Origin of the sequence: Neobacillus sp. YX16 (assembly GCF_030123505.1) — a bacterium.
In the GTDB taxonomy this organism is placed as follows: Bacteria; Bacillota; Bacilli; order Bacillales; family Cytobacillaceae; genus Neobacillus.
In genome coordinates, this window is the sequence record NZ_CP126115.1 from 3,175,702 (window position 1) to 3,195,305 (window position 19,604).

The 19,604-nt window shown below is 34.9% G+C and carries 18 protein-coding genes and 1 pseudogene; 11 read left to right on the top strand and 8 right to left on the bottom strand.

Going from position 1 to position 19,604, the window contains the following annotated elements:
- Window positions 1–270: 270 nt before the first annotated feature.
- Window positions 271–1,149: a processed acidic surface protein gene (locus QNH48_RS15365; protein ID WP_283950964.1), complete on the bottom strand. Its 879-nt coding sequence runs from the start codon at window positions 1,147–1,149 to the stop codon at window positions 271–273.
- 288 nt (window positions 1,150–1,437) lie between these two features.
- Here QNH48_RS15365 and QNH48_RS15370 point away from each other — a divergent pair, with 288 nt between their 5' ends.
- Window positions 1,438–2,442, top strand: coding sequence for a DUF3231 family protein (locus QNH48_RS15370; RefSeq protein WP_283950965.1), 1,005 nt, complete (start codon window positions 1,438–1,440; stop codon window positions 2,440–2,442).
- A gap of 521 nt (window positions 2,443–2,963) precedes the next feature.
- Window positions 2,964–3,578: a peroxiredoxin gene (locus tag QNH48_RS15375; protein ID WP_283950966.1), complete on the top strand. Its 615-nt coding sequence runs from the start codon at window positions 2,964–2,966 to the stop codon at window positions 3,576–3,578.
- A gap of 812 nt (window positions 3,579–4,390) precedes the next feature.
- Here QNH48_RS15375 and QNH48_RS15380 read toward each other — a convergent pair.
- Window positions 4,391–4,672 carry a hypothetical protein gene (locus QNH48_RS15380; RefSeq protein ID WP_283950967.1) on the bottom strand — a complete coding sequence of 94 codons (282 nt, stop codon included), beginning with the start codon at window positions 4,670–4,672 and terminating at the stop codon, window positions 4,391–4,393.
- Between the two features lie 606 nt (window positions 4,673–5,278).
- On the opposite strand from QNH48_RS15380, the gene QNH48_RS15385 reads away from it, so the two are divergent.
- Both QNH48_RS15385 and QNH48_RS15390 read left to right on the top strand, forming a co-directional pair.
- On the top strand, window positions 5,279–5,893 hold the full coding sequence (locus tag QNH48_RS15385; RefSeq protein WP_283950968.1) for a DUF3231 family protein: 615 nt from the start codon (window positions 5,279–5,281) through the stop codon (window positions 5,891–5,893).
- Window positions 5,856–6,287, top strand: a complete 432-nt coding sequence (locus tag QNH48_RS15390; protein WP_283950969.1) for a DUF3231 family protein — start codon at window positions 5,856–5,858, stop codon at window positions 6,285–6,287. The genes QNH48_RS15385 and QNH48_RS15390 overlap by 38 nt, the downstream gene beginning before the upstream one ends.
- A gap of 568 nt (window positions 6,288–6,855) precedes the next feature.
- Here QNH48_RS15390 and QNH48_RS15395 read toward each other — a convergent pair.
- Window positions 6,856–7,902 carry an LVIVD repeat-containing protein gene (locus tag QNH48_RS15395; RefSeq protein ID WP_481858420.1) on the bottom strand — a complete coding sequence of 349 codons (1,047 nt, stop codon included), beginning with the start codon at window positions 7,900–7,902 and terminating at the stop codon, window positions 6,856–6,858.
- Between the two features lie 94 nt (window positions 7,903–7,996).
- Here QNH48_RS15395 and QNH48_RS15405 point away from each other — a divergent pair, with 94 nt between their 5' ends.
- The 4 genes from QNH48_RS15405 (at window position 7,997) to QNH48_RS15420 (ending at window position 11,701) form a co-directional block, all read left to right on the top strand.
- Window positions 7,997–8,317, top strand: a complete 321-nt coding sequence (locus tag QNH48_RS15405) for a metal-sensitive transcriptional regulator (protein WP_283950970.1) — start codon at window positions 7,997–7,999, stop codon at window positions 8,315–8,317.
- A gap of 14 nt (window positions 8,318–8,331) precedes the next feature.
- On the top strand, window positions 8,332–8,538 hold the full coding sequence (gene copZ / locus QNH48_RS15410; protein ID WP_283950971.1) for a copper chaperone CopZ: 207 nt from the start codon (window positions 8,332–8,334) through the stop codon (window positions 8,536–8,538).
- 93 nt (window positions 8,539–8,631) lie between these two features.
- The gene (locus QNH48_RS15415) at window positions 8,632–11,046 is read left to right on the top strand and encodes a heavy metal translocating P-type ATPase (protein WP_283950972.1); all 2,415 of its coding nucleotides are present in this window, start codon (window positions 8,632–8,634) and stop codon (window positions 11,044–11,046) included.
- A 37-nt stretch (window positions 11,047–11,083) separates the two neighbouring features.
- Complete coding sequence (locus tag QNH48_RS15420) at window positions 11,084–11,701, top strand: NAD(P)/FAD-dependent oxidoreductase (protein ID WP_283950973.1); 618 nt, start codon at window positions 11,084–11,086, stop codon at window positions 11,699–11,701.
- Between the two features lie 391 nt (window positions 11,702–12,092).
- On the opposite strand, the gene QNH48_RS15425 is transcribed toward QNH48_RS15420, so the two are convergent.
- Window positions 12,093–12,326 (bottom strand): hypothetical protein, encoded by a 234-nt coding sequence (locus QNH48_RS15425; RefSeq protein ID WP_283950974.1) that lies wholly within the window; start codon window positions 12,324–12,326, stop codon window positions 12,093–12,095.
- 369 nt (window positions 12,327–12,695) lie between these two features.
- Between QNH48_RS15425 and QNH48_RS15430 the strand changes: the two genes are divergently transcribed.
- Window positions 12,696–12,854: a hypothetical protein gene (locus QNH48_RS15430; RefSeq protein WP_283950975.1), complete on the top strand. Its 159-nt coding sequence runs from the start codon at window positions 12,696–12,698 to the stop codon at window positions 12,852–12,854.
- Between the two features lie 1,273 nt (window positions 12,855–14,127).
- Here the strand turns inward: QNH48_RS15430 and QNH48_RS15435 are convergent.
- A complete protein-coding gene (locus QNH48_RS15435) occupies window positions 14,128–14,724 on the bottom strand; it encodes a YdhK family protein (protein ID WP_283955785.1) in 597 nt (198 codons plus the stop codon).
- Between the two features lie 237 nt (window positions 14,725–14,961).
- Here QNH48_RS15435 and QNH48_RS15440 point away from each other — a divergent pair, with 237 nt between their 5' ends.
- Window positions 14,962–16,044: a YncE family protein gene (locus QNH48_RS15440; protein ID WP_283950976.1), complete on the top strand. Its 1,083-nt coding sequence runs from the start codon at window positions 14,962–14,964 to the stop codon at window positions 16,042–16,044.
- 18 nt (window positions 16,045–16,062) lie between these two features.
- Here the strand turns inward: QNH48_RS15440 and QNH48_RS15445 are convergent, their stop codons facing one another.
- The gene (locus tag QNH48_RS15445) at window positions 16,063–16,422 is read right to left on the bottom strand and encodes a DUF3888 domain-containing protein (RefSeq protein WP_283950977.1); all 360 of its coding nucleotides are present in this window, start codon (window positions 16,420–16,422) and stop codon (window positions 16,063–16,065) included.
- A 372-nt stretch (window positions 16,423–16,794) separates the two neighbouring features.
- On the opposite strand from QNH48_RS15445, the pseudogene QNH48_RS15450 reads away from it, so the two are divergent.
- A pseudogene (locus QNH48_RS15450) lies at window positions 16,795–18,129 on the top strand (IS3 family transposase).
- 186 nt (window positions 18,130–18,315) lie between these two features.
- Here the strand turns inward: QNH48_RS15450 and QNH48_RS15455 are convergent.
- Both QNH48_RS15455 and QNH48_RS15460 read right to left on the bottom strand, forming a co-directional pair.
- Window positions 18,316–18,504: an aspartyl-phosphate phosphatase Spo0E family protein gene (locus QNH48_RS15455; protein WP_283950978.1), complete on the bottom strand. Its 189-nt coding sequence runs from the start codon at window positions 18,502–18,504 to the stop codon at window positions 18,316–18,318.
- A 169-nt stretch (window positions 18,505–18,673) separates the two neighbouring features.
- Window positions 18,674–19,600 carry a F510_1955 family glycosylhydrolase gene (locus QNH48_RS15460; RefSeq protein WP_283950979.1) on the bottom strand — a complete coding sequence of 309 codons (927 nt, stop codon included), beginning with the start codon at window positions 19,598–19,600 and terminating at the stop codon, window positions 18,674–18,676.
- Between the last annotated feature and the right edge of the window lie 4 nt (window positions 19,601–19,604).

Consider the following 19,604-nt stretch of genomic DNA (forward strand, 5'->3'; position numbering starts at 1 on the left):
TCCAAACCGACAACCATTGTTTGGCGATTTAAGGTAAGTTAAAAATGAATTGATATTGAATGAGGAGAATTAAATATATTGGTTAGGGAAAAAGTAAACCAATCGTTTGTAAAGGTGTGGTTTACTTGTATGAATTATTATCCATAGGATAATGCCTCGTTTGACTAATTTTACGAAATAAAAAGCCAGGATTTCTCCCGGCATAAACACAATGGAATGTGTCATACAATCCATACTGGTTGAAGGTCAGTATTTGTGCTTTCATTCTGTTTATTTTAAACGTTTTCCAGCAGCCTCATATTTTTCTTCATGCATATGATCGACATAATCATCTGAAATCTCTCCTAAATGAAGTAAATCTTCTTCAGCTTCTATTACTTCAAGCGATTCAAAATATTCTTTAGGGATGGTAAAATCGATTAACAGCTCTCCCGAAATACTATAGACACTGGCAGATAAACTCCCTGGAGGTTCTTGCATTTTCATTAAATCCTTTAATGTTACAGCTTTTCCGTCAACTTGATAATTGACTTTTATTTCATACAGTGAAATGACTTCTTCTAGTATACGAACCATTTCATCCATTTCTTCATCGCTTAATTGAGAAGGATCTTCTACACCTAAAAATTTTTCCCAAAGTGTATCATTTGTTGCAATTTGGTCTAGTTGATCTTTATTTTTTTCTTCTACTTCTGTTAAATAATTGAAAAATCTTTCTGATTCTTCTTCTGTTATCCCAAATTCAGCCAAAGCTTTTTCTGTCTCTGCCATGTAATCATCATAGTTAACATAAAACTCAACAGATGCATCCAAATCCTCGATAAATTTATATTCATTTAAGGAGTCTTCAAAGTGGTCAAATAAGTCATTTAATTCTTTTTCGGTGAGATCATATTTAGTTAATAACTCCTGAAAGTTTTTCGAGTTAATAGGAGTCCCAAGAATTTCTTTAAGCTCTTCCACTGTGCTAAATTCATCCAATGGGATTTCATAATACTCGAGATAATCCAGTAAATCCTTTTTTGTCCATCCAATTCCAGAAAGATATTGGTTTAATTCATTTTCTGGAGGTGCTGCTATGGCTGACGGTGCATAAAACATGAATGAAAAAGAGAGGAAGCAAATTAGCAAAGTCTTCATATAGACCATTGGAAACCTCCTTTACAATTTGGTGCATTTGTATATTTCCCTTTTAGGACCTTATTGATAAATGCAAATAAATGCTAAAGAAACCATTATTTTAGAAGGCATTAATGTGATTTTTTGCAGCTTTACCGAATAGAAAACCCCGGAAATATAATTATTATTCAACTAAAGGAGCAGGATTGAGGAAGATGGGTAAGTATATTTCTAATTTTTTTCTTCTACGTTAAGTTAAAATTAATATCAATCATATTTGTACATACTATGAAAAAAATAAAGGGGTATTAATTAAATATGGAACATAACGCAAAACTTGTTTCTTCTGAAGTTGCGGCATTATGGGGATCTTATATGCAAAATTCCATGGCTTTTTGCATAATACAGCATTTTCAAATTGTAAATGAAGATCAAGATTCCACAAACATTATCCAAACTGCCTTAACGGATTGTAATTTTGTTTTAAGTGAAATCAAACATCTATTTGAAATGGAGAATCATGCGGTCCCTTTCGGATTCACTCAAGAAGATGTAAATTTAAAAGCTGGAAGGCTTTATTCAGACCTTTTTACGTTGCGGTATATAAAATATATGGCTGCCGCTGGAACTGCCGCTTCCGCTGCTTTACTTGAAGTATTAGCAAGAAAAGATGTCAGAGATCTTTTTTCAATTGTTTCTCAAAGGTTTATGCAACTATATAACAATACCTGTGACATTCTACTTAAAAAAGGGGCATTTATTCGATCTCCAACCATTCCGCCAATGGAAAGAGCGGAATATCTTCAAGATGATTCCTTTTTATCAGGGTTAATAGGGAAGCATAGACCACTTACAGTGGTTGAATTAGCTCATATTTCTAAAAACACGGAGACGAACTCAATTGGGAGAACGTTTGTCGGAGGTTTTTCTCAAGTTGCCCAATTGCCTGAAGTGAGAAAATATATGGAGAGAGGCGTAGAAATAGCTGCAAAGCATGAAACTGTGTTTCGAGAAATATTAATTGAAGACGGAGTTCCCCTACCGAGTTCTTGGGATGCGACTATATCGCAATCCATCGATCCACCATTTTCAGATAAGTTAATGATGTTTCACACAAGCAGCATAACTGCTATTAGTGTAGCGGGATATGGGGCTGCGATGGGAGCTAGTCTAAGAAAAGATTTGGGCGGACACTACACAAGACTAGTGTCCGAAATACTTCAATATGGAAATGATGGTGTAAAATTAATGATTAAAAACAGATGGCTTGAGCAACCGCCACAAAATGTGGACAGAGAAGCATTAAGGAATAGAAGTGTTTAACGACAAACCTAAGTTACTAACTCAGCGATTTGCATTTGCAGGTCGCTCTTAATTTTGTTTTATACATAGTGAGGTTAATACTTTGCCTGCAATAAAAGTTACTCGACAAATGAGGTGCTTCCCTTTAAGAGCTGGCTGCGAAATAATGGCATTTTTCCTAAAAAAAATTTTGTGGAAGTTTAGTTTCAGCACTTGCTTCAACATTATAAAAGGCAAAAAGGCAAAAGAAAGACCATTTATAATAATGTTTGGCAATCTTGATATTTTCCTTTTCATCACACATCCTCTACCTTTTAAAGTTTTCTTAGTTATTTTTCTCAAAATCCTTTTTTATACACAAATTTTATAGACTTGCACTCATTTTTATGTTTTCCATAAAATAACATTATTTGTGGAACAAGTAAGGGATCAAATACTTTGAAATAAAAATGAACAAAATCACGCAGTTTGGTTTTTACACTTTACCTTTTTAAACAGGGATAAAAGGCGATTATTATCGGTAAATGAATTGAGGTGGAAATATGGAATTAAGACCTGACGATACTCTAGAAAACTGTGTTCTACCTTTTTGTGCACAAACAACGGATTTTGCCCCCTTATTTGTGACTGAAGCTTACGACAATGTAGAAAAGAAAATAAAAGAAGTTCGTCTGGAAAGCTATCGTGGAAAATGGGTTATCTTATTTTTCTATGCAAGTGATTTCACTTTTGTTTGACCGACAGAGTTGGCAGCGGTCGCTGCCATTTATGATCAACTGAAGTTTCTAAATACAGAAGTCCTTGCTATAAGTACAGACAGTGTATATTCCCATAAAATTTTTACTGAAGTTTCTCCTTCTGCTTCAAAAGTTCTGTTTCCGCTCTTAAGTGACCGAACACATAAAATTAGTAAAGCATATAGAGTGCTAAATGAAAGAACTGGGGCTACATTTAGGGCAACCATCATTATAGATCCAGAAGGAACGATTGTTACCAAATTCGTAAATCCTTTAGAAGTCGGTCGAAATGTTTACGAAATTATACGGGTAATTCAAGGGATACAATATAGTAGAAGGACTGGAGAAGGAGTCCCTGCTAATTGGGTCCCAGGTCAACCTGGAATTATTAGGGATCCAAAGTACATTGGTAGGATTTAAGGACTACCCAATTATCATTATTAAATATAAATGGTTAGTTGATTTTTAATATACATTATCTTATCTCCAAATATCGGTAGAGATTCTTTAATGTGTCACTTTTCTTATGCAACTTTCAGAGGCGTTGATCCAAGAAGGATTAATGCCTCTTTTTTGTTGAACTTTCTTGAAGTCACGTTACTTCAAGAAAAAGTAAATCCTTTTTATTCGTTTATAAATTTATTCATTTCGTCTGGTATAATGGATTTTCATAATTTCTCTTTAGGATAATAAATATTCCTAATGCCATAATTTTTACGACAAAAACGAGTAAGAGGGAGTAACTCCATCTCCATTTTTCTGTAAATTTAAGTAAATTCGTTTTTCTTTCGAGAAAAAGTTCATAAGCACCCTGAGGAATAGAAAAAAGAAAAAGTTTTCCAATAATGCCAGGTAATTTGGAATTATAAACTGATTGACAAAAGTAGATCGACACATTCATATTTCTTACGTTTCTTTAATCTTACATTTAAATTGTTTTTCTAAAAATTTGTTATGCACATTTGTTATTTTTCCGTTATTAGACTTCGATCGAAGGGGATGTGATGGTCGTGGTGTGGATCAGTTGCTAATCCATATATACGTTTTTTTGTTAAATGTTCATGGTGATATAATATCAAAAGAAAAAGAACCCATTATTGAGTTCTTCCTCTAGACATTTCATCCGTTAGCCACGCATGAAGCTGTTTTTCAACATCTGCCGTTTCTAAAAATTTACATTTCCCTCGTAAATTGAGTTGATTCCTTATGAAAATGGCTACCTATTTATAGAGTTAAATATATTTGCCTACATCACGATTTTTGGAAGCTGTATTATTATCTACTTCAGCTCCCTCTCCCATCTGGTTACCAATTACACCGCCAGAAACACCGCCTATAAGAGTACCAATTAGTCCAAATGGAGAACCTATCATAGCACCCGCAACGGCATCAGTAAGAGTTCCTGCTGTTTCACCAAAGTCAGTGGTACCTTGTTTGGCGTTACTACCAGCTTGATTGTTGCCACTTTCTTCTGGATAGTCACCAACTTTATTGCGATCGTTACTCTGATTCATCTATTCACTTCCTTGTTTATTAAATGGGAATATTCATATGAAAGCACACCATCCCAAACATATACTACCCAGCTTAAGTAAATTTACTCACTTTATGAACTAGGAGGCACGCGTTATCCTCATTAATGGCAGCTATATAGGTTCAAAAGATATTGCAACTTTACCATATTAAATCACTCGACCCAGTAATAACGTTGCGCTATATCGGAATAACAGATAAAGAAATCGAAAATAGCTTGCAGTTTTTCAAGTTGTGAGAAGGGGATTGTCATTAATTCGGATATATACTAGTAGAGAATATAAGTAAAAGAACTTGATAAAGGATAAGAAACGTCAGGAGCGAATGAAATGGAAGTCAAGAGTAATTTGAATCGACCATCTAGGTCGATTTTTTATTTTTTAAGTATGCAATTTAAGCTAATTAAAGGTATGGATTTAATTCAATCATAATTCTAACAGCAGCTACAACCATAATAATGCTAAGGGGGTAGAATAGTTAAATTTTAGGAATCAGGAGTGTGTATAAACAATTCCTTTTCTCTTTTTATACATTCCCCGCCATATTTACGGAAATAATAAAAAAAATATGTGATGGGGTTGAAATTTATGGTAGAACACTTACCTAAAATAACATCTGCTGAAATTTCGATGTTATGGAGTACCCATATTGGTGACACCATGTCTATTTGTGTTCTAAAACATTTTTTACAAACTTGCGAAGATCAGGATGTTATACCTATTATTAAACTTGCTCTTAGTTATTCTTTAGAACATGTGGCTCAAATATCGGATATATTTTCAGAAGAAGGTATTCCACTTCCTAATGGATTTGGAGACCAGGATGTGAATCTGCAAGCAAAGAAAATCTTTTCCGATGTAACTTATATGCGATACCTGCATCATATGGGTAGAACGGGATTGAATTCATACAGTTTGGCCAAGTCAGTTTCTGCCCGTAAAGATATCCGTAATTTATTCAAACAGTTTTCAAATCAAACAGAAACGTTGTATGACCGTAATGTAGAACTAATGCAGGAAAAAGGGGTTTTTATCCGAGCTCCATATATTTCTTATCCTGATAAAATTGAATATGTAACAGAGAAAAAATTCCTTGGTGGTCTAGTAGGACATCGCCGACCGCTCCTGGGAATAGAAATTGCCCATTTAGGTGTTAAATATCGAAGTGGCAAATGTCGCAAAAACCATGCTTTTAGGATTTAGCCAAGTCGCTCAGTCCAAAAAAATTAGTGATTACTTTAAAGAAGGATATGACTTAGGAAAGAAAATGGTGGAGGATTTTATGATAAAACTAAAAGAAGACGATAATTCTTATCCCTCTACATGGGATTCTACAATTACAAATAGCACTGACCCACCGTTTTCCGATAAATTAATGTTATTTCATACGAATGTACAAAGTGCCATTGGTATTGGAGATTTTGGACTTGCCATTGCAGCATCATTACGAAAGGATTTAACGGTCAATTATGAAGGTTATATTCTTAGAGTAGGGGCCTATGCTGTGGAAGGTGCAAAACTCTTAATTGATCATGGATGGTTTGAAAAACCTCCCCAATCCATTGATAGAGAATCACTTAGAAATCAAAATAAATAATGAAAGGGTAGCATTCACCACAATTTTTTTCATGTTCTTAAAAAGAATGTACAGTATTGTACTTAAAGTAACGGGTGCGTTGATCCAATAAGGATTAACGCTTCTTTTTGCTGAACTTTATTGAAGGAAGGCGTGATTACAGCCAATGAAATGTACCATTCTTGACAAAGTTTTTACCACTGAATGACAAAAAGTATACAAATGAAAGACAGACAATTTACCACTTCATACCAGGATATTTAGGTTGAAATATAGAGTGAGATTGTGATAGTTTTCACTTAATCTAACGGGGCAGGTTAATTCAAGAAGATGGTGCAAAGCAAAAACTCCCTTCTTTTATTAATGTTTCAAACTATTAAAAGTCGAAAAAAATTTTTACTAAGGTGTTCAATTTTTTGATAGGATCATTTGAAATAATTCCTTAAGTAAGCATTTATTGATGGACTACAATTAACCCCTTGTCAGCCAAGGGGTTAATTGTAGTTGGTTTTCGATAGGAATGGTTATGTTAACTTCACATGTATAACATAAACATCATGAAAAAAGAGAGGGCGCAAAATAGAACCCTCTAGCCTAATACCGTAAAAATCGCCAGTCCGAAAGGAGTAATTAAATCTCCTGCACCAAACTCACCCACATGTTCAGGATCTGTAGGATTGGAAATATCATAAATTTCTACCGTGTTATCGCCAACATTTACTACATACAAAGTGGTATCTGTAGTAGCCAATCCGAAAGGACCATCTAAATTTCCTTCATTAAATTGGCCTATACGTACAGGAGTGATAGGCATGGAAATATCATAAATTTCCACCGTGTTATCGTCTTGATTCGCTACATAAAGAGTAGTACCTGTAATTGTTAATCCTTCAGGCCTATTTAAATCTCCCACACCAAACTGTCCGACAAGTACAGGATCTGTAGGATTGGAAATATCAAAAATTTCTGCCAAGCCTGCAAAATATCCTACATAAAGGGTGGTACCTGTAATCGCCAATGCAATAGGAACAGCGAAATCTCCATTAAATTCTCCGACATGTACAGGATCTGTAGGATTGGAAATATCATAAATTTCTACTGTGTCATCGGCAAAATTTGCTACATAAAGAGTGGTACCTGTAATAGCTAATCCGGTAGGGTTGCTTAAATTTCCTCCATTAAATTCTCCGACACGTACAGGATCTGTAGGATTTATAATGTTATAAATTTCTACCGTGTCATCTTCTTGATTAGATACATAAAGAAACCTAGCTATTACAACAGGAGGTGGAGGAAGAGTTGCGATTAAATCCAGAACGTTTTCAAACTTGAATTCCAGCAGCATTTCTTTTTTGATCACATCACGAAGAGTTCTTTGAACACTAGTGTTAACTTCAAGAAGATCCCCTACTGAAACCTCTGCGGGAGAAAACGCAACTTCTGATTCTAATGTCCCAAGAACGAATTGAAGTTTTTCAGCTTCTGCATTCATAATATGAGCAAGAGCTAATTCTTCAAGAGCAATGGAACCTAGGAGTAAATGATTTTGCTCTTTGCTTCTGTATGATATTTCAACATATATTAGAAAATTACTAGTGTAGAAAGTGGGCAAATTAACTTGGATAATGTTCGACACATAAAAAATGGTTAATTTGTCTAATAAAAAATTTTAAAAAATCCTTCACATACACTAGGGGGGTATAGTATACTGTAACCATGGAGGCGATATAATGGATGAAAACATAAATCATGATTGCCACCTTCATGAAGAAAGAAAAAGCCATCATTCTGATAAGGTCAAGAAAAATATAACTACCCGTTTAAATCGAATTGAAGGTCAAATACGTGGTATTAAAGGATTAATTGAAAAAGATACTTATTGTGATGATGTCATTACGCAAATCGCAGCTACACAGTCTGCTTTAAACAGCGTAGCAAAGATTCTTCTAGAAGGACATTTAAAAACTTGTGTTTTAGAACGAATCAACGATGGGGATACCGAGGTTTTAGATGAGGTTCTCTTAACAATTGAAAGGTTATTGAAAAAATAGAAGGAGTGTTATAAATGGAAAAAGTAACATTAAACGTTAGTGGAATGTCTTGTGGTCATTGTGTAAAGGCTATTGAAGGAAGTGTTGGAGAATTAACAGGTGTAGAATCTGTAAAAGTTCATTTAGAAACTGGAAAAGTTGATGTAGAATTTAATCCTTCTGACGTAGCCTTAAGCAAAATTAAAGAAACAATTGATGATCAAGGATACGATGTAGAATAGAACATTTATATAAAGATAACGTGCTAAAGTCAAAGGCACGTTATCTTTAACAAAAATATATACCCCCTACCCGTATGAATGAGGTGAATATTGATGAGTAAAGAGTCGAAAGAAACAAATCTTCAAATTACAGGAATGACTTGTGCAGCGTGTGCATTAAGAATTGAAAAAGGGCTTAAAAAAATGGAAGGCGTACAAGAAGCGAATGTTAATTTAGCACTTGAAAAGTCCACCATAAAATATAATCCCGAAGTAGTATCTGAGCAGGATTTTCAAAAGAAGATTCAGGATTTAGGATATGATGTTGTATCGGAGAAAAAAGAATTTGATATTACAGGAATGACCTGTGCGGCTTGTGCAACAAGAATTGAAAAAGGGTTGAACAAATTAGAAGGTGTGAGTAAAGCTACAGTTAATTTGGCTTTAGAAAGTGCAACAGTTGAATACAATCCATCCTTAATAGGTACACAAGATATTGTTAAACGAGTAGAAAAGATAGGATATGGTGCTATTCCAAAGGAAGAGAAAGAAGAAAATGTTGATCATCGCCTTAAGGCAATAAAGGAACAGCAAGGTAAGTTTATATTTTCTTTAATCCTTTCTTTACCATTATTGTGGTCCATGGTTAGCCATTTTTCCTTTACATCGTTTATATATTTACCAGATATTTTAATGAATCCATGGGTACAATTAGCACTTGCCACTCCTGTCCAATTTATCATCGGTAAGCAGTTTTATGTTGGTGCTTATAAAGCATTAAGAAATAAAAGTGCGAACATGGATGTCTTAGTTGCACTCGGAACATCAGCAGCTTACTTTTACAGTTTATATATGACCATTAAATCTATAGGTTCTCATGGACATATGGTTGAACTGTATTATGAAACTAGTGCAATCCTGATTACCTTAATCATCTTAGGTAAACTTTTTGAAGCTAAAGCAAAAGGTCGTTCATCAGAAGCCATTAAAAAGTTAATGGGCCTTCAAGCTAAAACGGCCATTGTTGTTCGAGATGGAATTGAAAAAGAAGTGTCTCTCGAAGAAGTAGTAGTAGGTGACATTGTTTACGTCAAACCAGGCGAGAAAGTGCCAGTAGACGGTGAAATTGTAGAAGGACGGTCCGCATTAGATGAATCCATGTTAACAGGTGAAAGTGTTCCCGTTGATAAAACGGTGGGTGATTCAGTTATTGGTGCAACCATCAACAAAAATGGATTCCTAAAAATTAAAGCAACAAAAGTCGGAAGAAATACTGCATTAGCACAAATTATAAAAGTCGTCGAAGAAGCACAAGGATCAAAGGCACCTATTCAACGACTTGCTGATAAAATTTCAGGCATCTTTGTTCCAATAGTTGTGGGGATTGCAATAGTGACGTTCTTGGTATGGTTTATCTGGATCAGTCCAGGGGAGTTTGCAGTAGCTTTAGAAAAATTAATTGCAGTATTAGTTATTGCCTGCCCTTGTGCACTAGGTCTAGCTACACCTACGTCGATTATGGCTGGTTCAGGGAGAGCGGCCGAATCTGGTATCCTCTTTAAAGGCGGAGAACACCTTGAAACCACACATCACATCGATACTGTGATCTTAGATAAGACAGGAACGGTTACTAAAGGTACTCCCCAATTAACTGATGTTATTTTACATGAAAATATTAAGGAAGCAGAGTTTTTGTCTCTTATAGGTTCTGCTGAAAATCAATCTGAACATCCATTAGCTCAAGCAATTGTTCAAGGTATAAAAGAAAAGAATATCCCTCTAAAAGAGGTTCAAGAATTTGAAGCTATTCCTGGTTATGGTGTGAGTGCTATCGTAGACAATAAAAGGATACTAATTGGAACCAGGAGGCTTATGGCAAGAGAAAATATTGATATTACTAATGCAATATCTCAAATGGAAAACCTCGAAAATAACGGAAAAACCGCAATGCTAGTTTCAATTGATGGAAATTACATTGGTATCGTAGCCGTAGCAGATACCATCAAAGAAACATCAAAAGAAGCCATTCGCCGATTAAAAAATCTAAATATAAACGTTGTCATGATAACTGGTGATAATAAAAGGACTGCGGAGGCTATTGGTAAAGAAGTTGGCATTGATCATGTAATTGCTGAGGTTCTTCCAGAGGGAAAAGCAGATGAAGTTAAGAAACTTCAGAGTAAAGGAAGAAAAGTGGCAATGGTCGGTGATGGGATCAATGATGCTCCAGCTTTGGCCGTGGCTGACATAGGAATGGCTTTAGGTACAGGAACAGATGTGGCAATGGAAGCTGCTGATATTACATTAATAAGTGGGGATTTAAATAATATCGCAGATGCTATTATCATGAGCAAAAAAACCATTCGAAATATCAAGCAAAATCTATTTTGGGCCTTTGCCTACAACGTAATAGGTATTCCAATTGCTGCAATCGGACTACTTGCACCTTGGCTGGCAGGTGCTGCAATGGCGTTCAGTTCCGTATCCGTTGTATTAAATGCCTTGCGTCTTCAAAGAGTAAAGCTCTAATTTTAAAATGAGACTAAAGAACAGGGGAGAAATTTAAATGGGGAATGATGTTAAAAAAATTAAGATAGCCTTAAATGGGGGAATTGGCTTTGGGGCAAAGCTGAACTCTAAACAGCTTGTGACAATCTCTAAATATATGGATGAAGATGAGGAACTTGAATTAACGACGTTTCAGCAACTTTATTTAGAAATACCAGAAGAGCAACAAGAAGAAATAATTGAGGAATTCAAAAGGGTTGGATTAGAATCTTTTCCAGTAGGAAACTTCGTAAAGAGCTTAAGGACCTGTAATTTTTGCAAAGGAGAAGAAGAGGAAGGAATGCCAGTTGCAAAGGAGTTAAATCGCCGAATTGCAGGTAAACCTGTCCCATTTACCCTTAAGGTCGCATATACAGGATGTCCCATTGGTTGTGGAGAACCGATGTTAAGTGACATCGGTGTTATGAAAATTAGAGATCATTATAATTTATATGTAGGAGGGCAAGCAAAAGGGAAAGATGCAGAAGTTGGATCCTTGTTAATGGAGTATCCAACACCAGAAGAATTGTACGATGCAGTAGAAAAAATAATTGGGTTATATTCACAAATGGGAAAAAAACGGGAGACATTCTATAAATTTTTGAAACGGATAGACAGAAGTCTTTTAATAAATTAGCATGATTTCCTTATGGATGATGAAAGCAGGGGTTCTAAGAATAAAGGGTTCCGTTTTCGGGTGCTTTCTTGATAATTGGCACACGTCATTTTCTTTATTTACTAAAAAGGGAAGGTGGTTAATAATCATAAAGAATTTTATTTCCCTTAATAACAGAGTATAGGATAGATATTAATGAATTTTTCTGAAATAACCTTACTGAAATGAGAGATTTATATAAGAATATTCTTGAGTTTCAAATTTTTAGAGAGAATTTGGTCCGATTGATAAAGATATGATGATTCAAATAATAAAAAATGTTAAATAAGTTTCTGAGGTAAACATATAAAGTACTGCCTTTTCATTAAAGCACTTTCTAAGCAACTTTACTTGTTAGAAAGTGCTTTTTATATTAATTATTAATCATACAATCTGCACTTGTTCCTTTTTTCATTTTAGCTGCACAATCTTTATGCATTTCTTTTAATTCTTTATCACTTAGTTCAGGGTGCTTTTCTTGCATCATAGGCAGCATTTCTTTAAAATCACCCACTTTACAAGCAATCTGGTCACTTGCAGCCATAACTCCAGTTCCTAATCCAAGTAATAGGATTAAGGTAAAAGCACTTGTTACTAATTTTTTCATTTCGATTTCCTCCTATTATCAACTTTTTACCGCAATCTAATTGTATAATTGTTACTTATTTACAGGATGGGGTAATTGTGACAATATATTAAACTTTATTATCTTGATAATTATGGTGAAGATAATTACTGATTCAAATTATTTTCATTTGGAGGGAAATTTAAAAATTCAGTTCCTTATATGTTACTTTTCCCACAAATGGGGTGCTTTTGGTTTAACAAGGATAAAGAAAAGAAGAAAACTCGCAAATATTGGGCGAGTTTTACGTTTTTATATACCAATTGATTTGTCAAAAGGTTTGTCATTTCAGCTTTAAATTTTAGAAAAGCACCTCAAAACGTAACACTTTGTTCTAAGAATGCCGTTAAAGTGGTTTATTCAGGTGGTGTAAGTCTTGGATTCCAAAAACAGAATAATCATGGGAATGATTATAGTGAAACAATTCCAAATGAAGCGGCTTTGATTACCAAAGTAATTCTCGAAGATAAAGATGGTACACTTTATTCTGTAGAACCAAATATGAATTGATTAAGATTTGCAAAAGGGGTAATTAGTTATAATGAATACAGAAAATTACAAAGAAGAAATGATTTTAACATGATTGTTTCTATCTTTGTGATAATGGGGTTTTTTATTGTTTCGATATTCATTTTAAGTAACTAATTTAGCTTATGATGTAAATTTAGAGATAAAAGATTCATTTGACAAGGAAAGCCCTGTCTTTTATTTCTAATGAATATTTCATAAGAAATACTCTTCATTCAATCGAAAAAATATGAGGTGACCAGCTTTTTATTGAGGTTGTCCAACGATTCAGTAAATGTATTAAAGAGGAAGACCTTTGTGTATAAACAATGTATTAGTATAACGTTATTTGTCCAAAATAAAGCCGTATTTCTACAATAAATACGGCTGTTTTCAAAATAGATAGTTTGTATTAATACATAAAAACAAAGTGGTCGTCTATGAATGCGACCCATTGCTCTCCTTGTGTTGCTTTCGCCACCCGTAACGGGTTATGCCACGGGGCTTGTAAACCGATAGTGTTGTGACTACGAGCAGCACCAATATTCCACCAATAGAATGGATAACAAGTGAAAGTCTTGCATTCCGTAGTTCACCGCTTGATAAAGTGGTCTCAGCTGCTACACCTGCGATGTAGCTAATAGGCTCCAGTTGCAGTAGTAAGACAAGGGTCGCAATGATGGTTAGCAGGAATTTCACCAGGACCCAATAGTGGCGGAATAAGCCCCACTGGGTTCCCAGTGACTGGATAAGTCCGCTCAGTAGTGAGGCGAGGCTTAATGGGACGATGACGAAATAGGCGGTCAATTCCATTGAAAGATAGGCAGCCCGCACCATTTGCTCATCCTGGCTAGTAAGACCAGCGATTGCAAGTGCAAGGAAACCAACTACTGCACCAAACCAGCCTACTGAGGATGTGATATGCACGATTAGAGCAAATTTGCGAAGACGAGGTGCCATAATCATAGGTCTTGTATCCTTTGTTCTACAGGCTGAATAAATTTCCCAAATTCATTGGACGAAAAGTGACGACCAGGACCATGGTTTCCACCAATGCCAGTGAGTTTAAGGATGACAAACAGTAGGATTAGAACGATTAAAATAATACCAAAGACTTTCACCCAGCGAGGTGCTGGGAGGTGTTTCACGATCAGCCATAAAATATTCTCCTTAATTGTGAACTCTGTTTGTTTCCATTATCTCATAATTTTATGTAACGGTGTTAAAGAGGCATCCCTTGTTAAAGGAATGCCCAAGATACTCTTTTTTGTATGTTTTATTTAGCTGAAAGTTCACTTTCTGTCACCCATTTATGATTTGTTACCTTTTCTCCACCAGTTGTTGGAGTGAAATCAACCATATAAACTGTAGTTTGCTCAGCTGAATCGATTACCGCAGTTACACTCTCCATGCCTTCCATATGGTAAGCCTCAACGATAACTTCATCACCTTGTTTATACGGTGTGTCACCAGCATCTTTAATCTCTTCATGGATAATCCATTTGTGATTTGTTACTCTTTCTCCACCATTCGTTGGATCATACGAGATTGTATACACTGTAGTATCATACGCTCCAACAATTGTTGCTTCTGCCCCATTCATTCCTTCCATGTGGTCATCATTAATAATTGCTTTACTTCCAACTTTGAAGGTAGGGTTTTCAGCATCTTTTAACCCTTCTGGAACTTCACCTGAACCTGAATGATCCATACCTGCATGTCCACCATGGCCTTCACTACTAGTATCCTGTTCTTGCTCTGTGTTCTCACTTTGATTCGTATTACCTTGCTCGCTCTCCTGATTATCATTGGAGCACGCTGCTAAAAAGATGGCAATAACCAAGGTAATAAAAAATAAGATAGTTCGATTCATTTTCACTATTTTTACCTCCTCAATCTTGATTAACCTCATATTACAACAAAAATGTGCAGAATTTATGCAGTAGGATTAGGCAAATCGTAGTTTCTGTAAAACATAATGTACCCTCTTCGTTAGTAGAAATGGCACATTGTTAATTCATAAAACTGTCATAAATTAAGTCGAGTTCTTCAAAGTTTCTGCACAAATATTTACTACAGTTATCGTAACAACATTAAGGAGTGTGTTTATATGAAAAAATATATTCTCGTAGGACTATTTTTTATTTTTAGCATTTTTTTAGCTGCTTGTGGTAATACCACAGATAATCGATCGAAGGAGACAACAAAAGAACCTACAAAAAATGCTCAAACAACCCAAGATGATTCAAAAAATGAAAAAGAAAATGTCGCATATACAGCTGAACACGGTGGTATTACCAAAGTTGATGCCTCAACCAATAAAACTATTAAATCAATAGACATTGAAGGATCGGTTCATAATGTTCAAATATCACCTGATGGAAAAATACTAGGAGCTACTGTTGTTCCAGAAACAGGAGAACACGGGGGACATGATAGTGGCCATGAAGAAAAAACGAATGGTTTTGCTGTATTTTATGATGTGGGGACAGACGAATTTATTAACAAAGTGGAAGTAGGGTCTCATCCAGCACACATTGTGTTTACAGAGAATATGAAATATGCATTGGTGACAAACAATCAAGATAACAATGTTTCGATTATTGATTTAGCCACTTATAAAGTAATTCAAAACATATCGACTGGAAATGGCCCACATGGTTTTAGAATCGCAGCAGATAGTAAAACTGCCTACATTGCTAATATGGGTGAGGATACCATAAGTATATTAGATTTAGACAGTATGAAAGAAAGTAAAAAAATTGTAGTTGGAAATACTCCTGTTACAACGGGTATTACACCTGATGGGAAAACCCTTGTTGTAACATTAAATGCTGAAAATTCTTTAGCAATTATCAATCTTGAAAATGAAAAGGTAGAGAAGGTTACAGTGGGTGAAGGTCCTGCTCAAGTCTACGTTCAAACAGATGGGAAATTTGCATTCGTTGCAAACCAAGGAACGCCTGAAAATCCATCGGATAGCGTCTCCAAGATTGATCTTGAATCGAGAAAAGTGGTTGCAACCATTAAGGTTGGCAAAGGTGCTCATGGGGTTGTGACCAGTGATGATAACAGATTTGTTTATGTTACCAATATGTACGAAAATACAGTGAGCATAATTAAAAACGAAGATAATAAAGTAATTGCGACAATTGAAGTTGGGACAGAACCAAATGGAATCACTCTGAAGTGACTTTTAAATTAAAGTTATTTACTTATATTCTTCGTGTTTATAATTTGTAATATTAACACCCGAAGGTAAAACTTCTAAAGTTAATGTATCGGCTCCAATATAGTTGTGTGCTTTCTCAAATGGGAATACTTTCAAAACTACATTGAAGTCAAAGGTTCTTCCATTTTGAGTTCGCTCAAGGCTAATAATTTCTATGTCATAAAGAGCGTATTGAGTAAGTTCTCCATAACGCCCAACTACAGCATTACCTATATGTGGTGATAAAGTTGTAAGAAATGCATCTGACATTAAATATTTATCATTTTCAGCTTTTGTATACCCAGGTGAAATTACCATTAAGAATATAGCGATAGAAGGAATAAACATTAACATTTTCATAAGTCGACACCACCTTGTATTTGTTTATTCCTAATATGACAATATCCATTTACGGCTATACAATTTTTGTTATTAAAAAACAACCATTGTTTATAACATTACCTTAAATTAAGAAAAAGTGTTATAGACAAGCGGAAACCAGTATCCAATTGCCTGCAAAAATTGAATACCAAACGCTCTGATTTTAGCTTAATCCGTTCCGTTTGCGGGTGCTATATAAATAACTAGCATAAGAAAAGACGTATGTATTTGAACTATGACCCGAATAATGGACACTTAATAAAAAGTGACCGTTATTCGGGTTTTTCTATGTCCTAAGTGAGAAAACCCGTTTATAATTAAAGAATTATTGCGGACGGAGAATTTTACATTATGAGTAAACATTTATATACCCAATCTCAAATTGAAGAGCTAGAGAATAATCCTTACGTATTACGTGCATCGGGACGTTCAATTACTTATCATCCCGACTTTAAAATTAAAGCTGTAATGGAATATGAAAGCGGAAAGTCGCCCTCTCAGATTTTTATTGATCATGGTTTTAACCTATTGCTTATTGGTAGAGAACAGCCCAGAAAAATAATACATAGGTGGCGCAAGACCATTACGAAGCATGGTGGATTTGGACTCAAAATAGAACGAAGAGGTAAGGGAAGTACAGGACGACCATCTTCAAGTGAGCTATCGGTTGAAGAAAAGCTCAAAAAGGCAGAAGCTTGAATAAAATTTTTGGAAGCGGAGAATGACTTTCTAAAAAAGCTAGAGGAACTAGAGAGGCAGGCGATGAACAAAAAACGATTTTAACCCCAGCTGAGAAATTTCAACTTATTCATCAAACCATTCATAATCAACAGTTAAAGAACTCATTGAGCTTCTTATGTAAATTAGCTGGGGTTAGTAGAAGTGGATATTATGCTTGGCTTGAGGCTGCCACCACTCGTCAACGTAAAGAATGAACAAGATGAAATGGATATTAAACACATTAAGTCTATCTTCCAACAGAAAAAGGAAAAGGTAGGGGCATTACAAATCAAAATGATTTTAGAAAACGATTATTTTATAGTAATGAATCACAAGAAAATTAGAAGGCTTATGCGTAAATACGGATTTATTGCGAGGGTTAGAAAAGCGAATCCATATAAAAAGATGATCAAAGCTACTCAGGAACATAGAACATGCCCTAATCACTTAAATCGTGAATTCAACCAAGAAGAACCAGGAAAAGTTTTGTTAACGGATATTACTTATCTTTATTATTCTAATGGTCAAAAAGCCTATTTATCTTGTGTTAAAGATGGTAGTACCAATGAAATACTAGCCCATTATTTATCCACTTCTTTAGATATGGATATTGTTTATAAAACATTAGACAAACTGAACGAAGCTATGGAAAATCAGTTCCATCCTGATGCAATTATCCATTCAGATCAAGGGGTTCATTATACCAATCCAATCTTTCAAGACAAGATAAAGAAACTAGGTATAACGCAATCAATGTCCCGTAAGGGAAATTGTTGGGATAACGCTCCAATGGAATCATTTTTTGGTCACTTTAAAGACGAAGTCGATTATAAAGAATGTAATAGTCTTGGTGAGTTAAAACAAATAGTAGATTCTTATATGAAGGAGTACAATAATCATCGTTATCAGTGGGGATTAAAGAAGATGACCCCGGCACAATACCGAGGTCATCTGTTAGCAGCATAGTCTCTTTTATTAAACTGTCCATATTATGGGTTATAGTTCAATTCGCATACGTCGTTTTCTCTATTTATTAAACTAACAATGAGGGCTTGTTAAATATATGAAACCTTTATAATAAAATACTCGTCTAAAACCATTTTTGAACCAACCATCCTATTCTCTATGTGGGATGGATAAAAAACAATACAATTAAGAATTTGCATTCCATTCATGAGTTGCTTGATACTTTACTATATACTCATCCAATTTTCTACTAATTTTTATTGTATTTTTGCTGGTTAATCCTTCTTTCATACCTGTTTGAATCATCTCCCTGCGTAGTGATTCAATAATCCTAATTAATTCACTTTGTTCATTAGTAATTGGTGAAAATGGCATATGATAAACTCCTAAAAACGGTATATATTTACTGATTTTAACAACCGTTTGCTAATATGAGAAGGGAATTTTTTATTGAGATTTTTGGTGATAAATGGATGTAATAACAAAAGAGGGTAATAAAATCGAAATTGATTTTAAACCCTCTTTGTAATGCTAATTTTAATATTTATTGTACTTTCCCGTCCTTTATCAACACTTTCCAGGTGCCACCATTATCTTGGGTTTGGTAAATATCGTTTTTATGAGTAATGACAGTTATTTCGTCTCTATTTTTAGGATTTGAAGCGATAAACATAATTGGATTTTGGGAAGTAATTTGATTTGGTATGGAAAGTTTGGTCATATTTTGAGCGACCAAATCCTGTTTATAAAGTTCAGGGCTATTATCATTCATAGCAAAATACAGCATTGAATCTTCTTGAAATTCTAGAGTGGTTACTGGTACTGCTTGAGAAACGACCTTAAATTGATCACCATTATTATCTGAAAGATATAAGCCTTTATCAGTTGAAATTCCAATCATATTTGATTCTGTAGGGTGAGCGGCAATATTACCAATGGAACTAGCGGAAAAACCTTGCATTTTACTTTGAGTCCAAGTTTTCCCTTCATCATCAGTGTAATATAATCCCGAATCAAGCAGAGAATTTGGTGCTTCATTAATGGCATAAATGGTATGACTGATAAATCCAGTGGCCAAATAGTGAAAATCAGTTTCGCCATAAAAAGCAAGTTTCTTAATAGACTCTCCTTCATCAGTGCTTTTGACTAAGCCAAGAGGGTTCTTTAAATCAGAACCATGCTCAGGATGCCCACTTGAATAGAAACCTTTATCAACGACCTGGAAACCCATATAGTCATGATTGTTCTTTGTTATTGCGTACCATTTGTTATCAGAGTAGCGGACTAATCCATCATGGGTAGCCAAATACAGTTCATTCTTATTTCCTACATATCCTAAACCATGGATATGCTCAATTTTCACGTCTTTTACTACTTCGTAAGTCTTTGTGCTTTGTGTCTCATTACCTGAACACGCTGCGAGAATAACACTGATCAAAGTAACCAAGGCAATCCATTTGAAATTTATCACAACA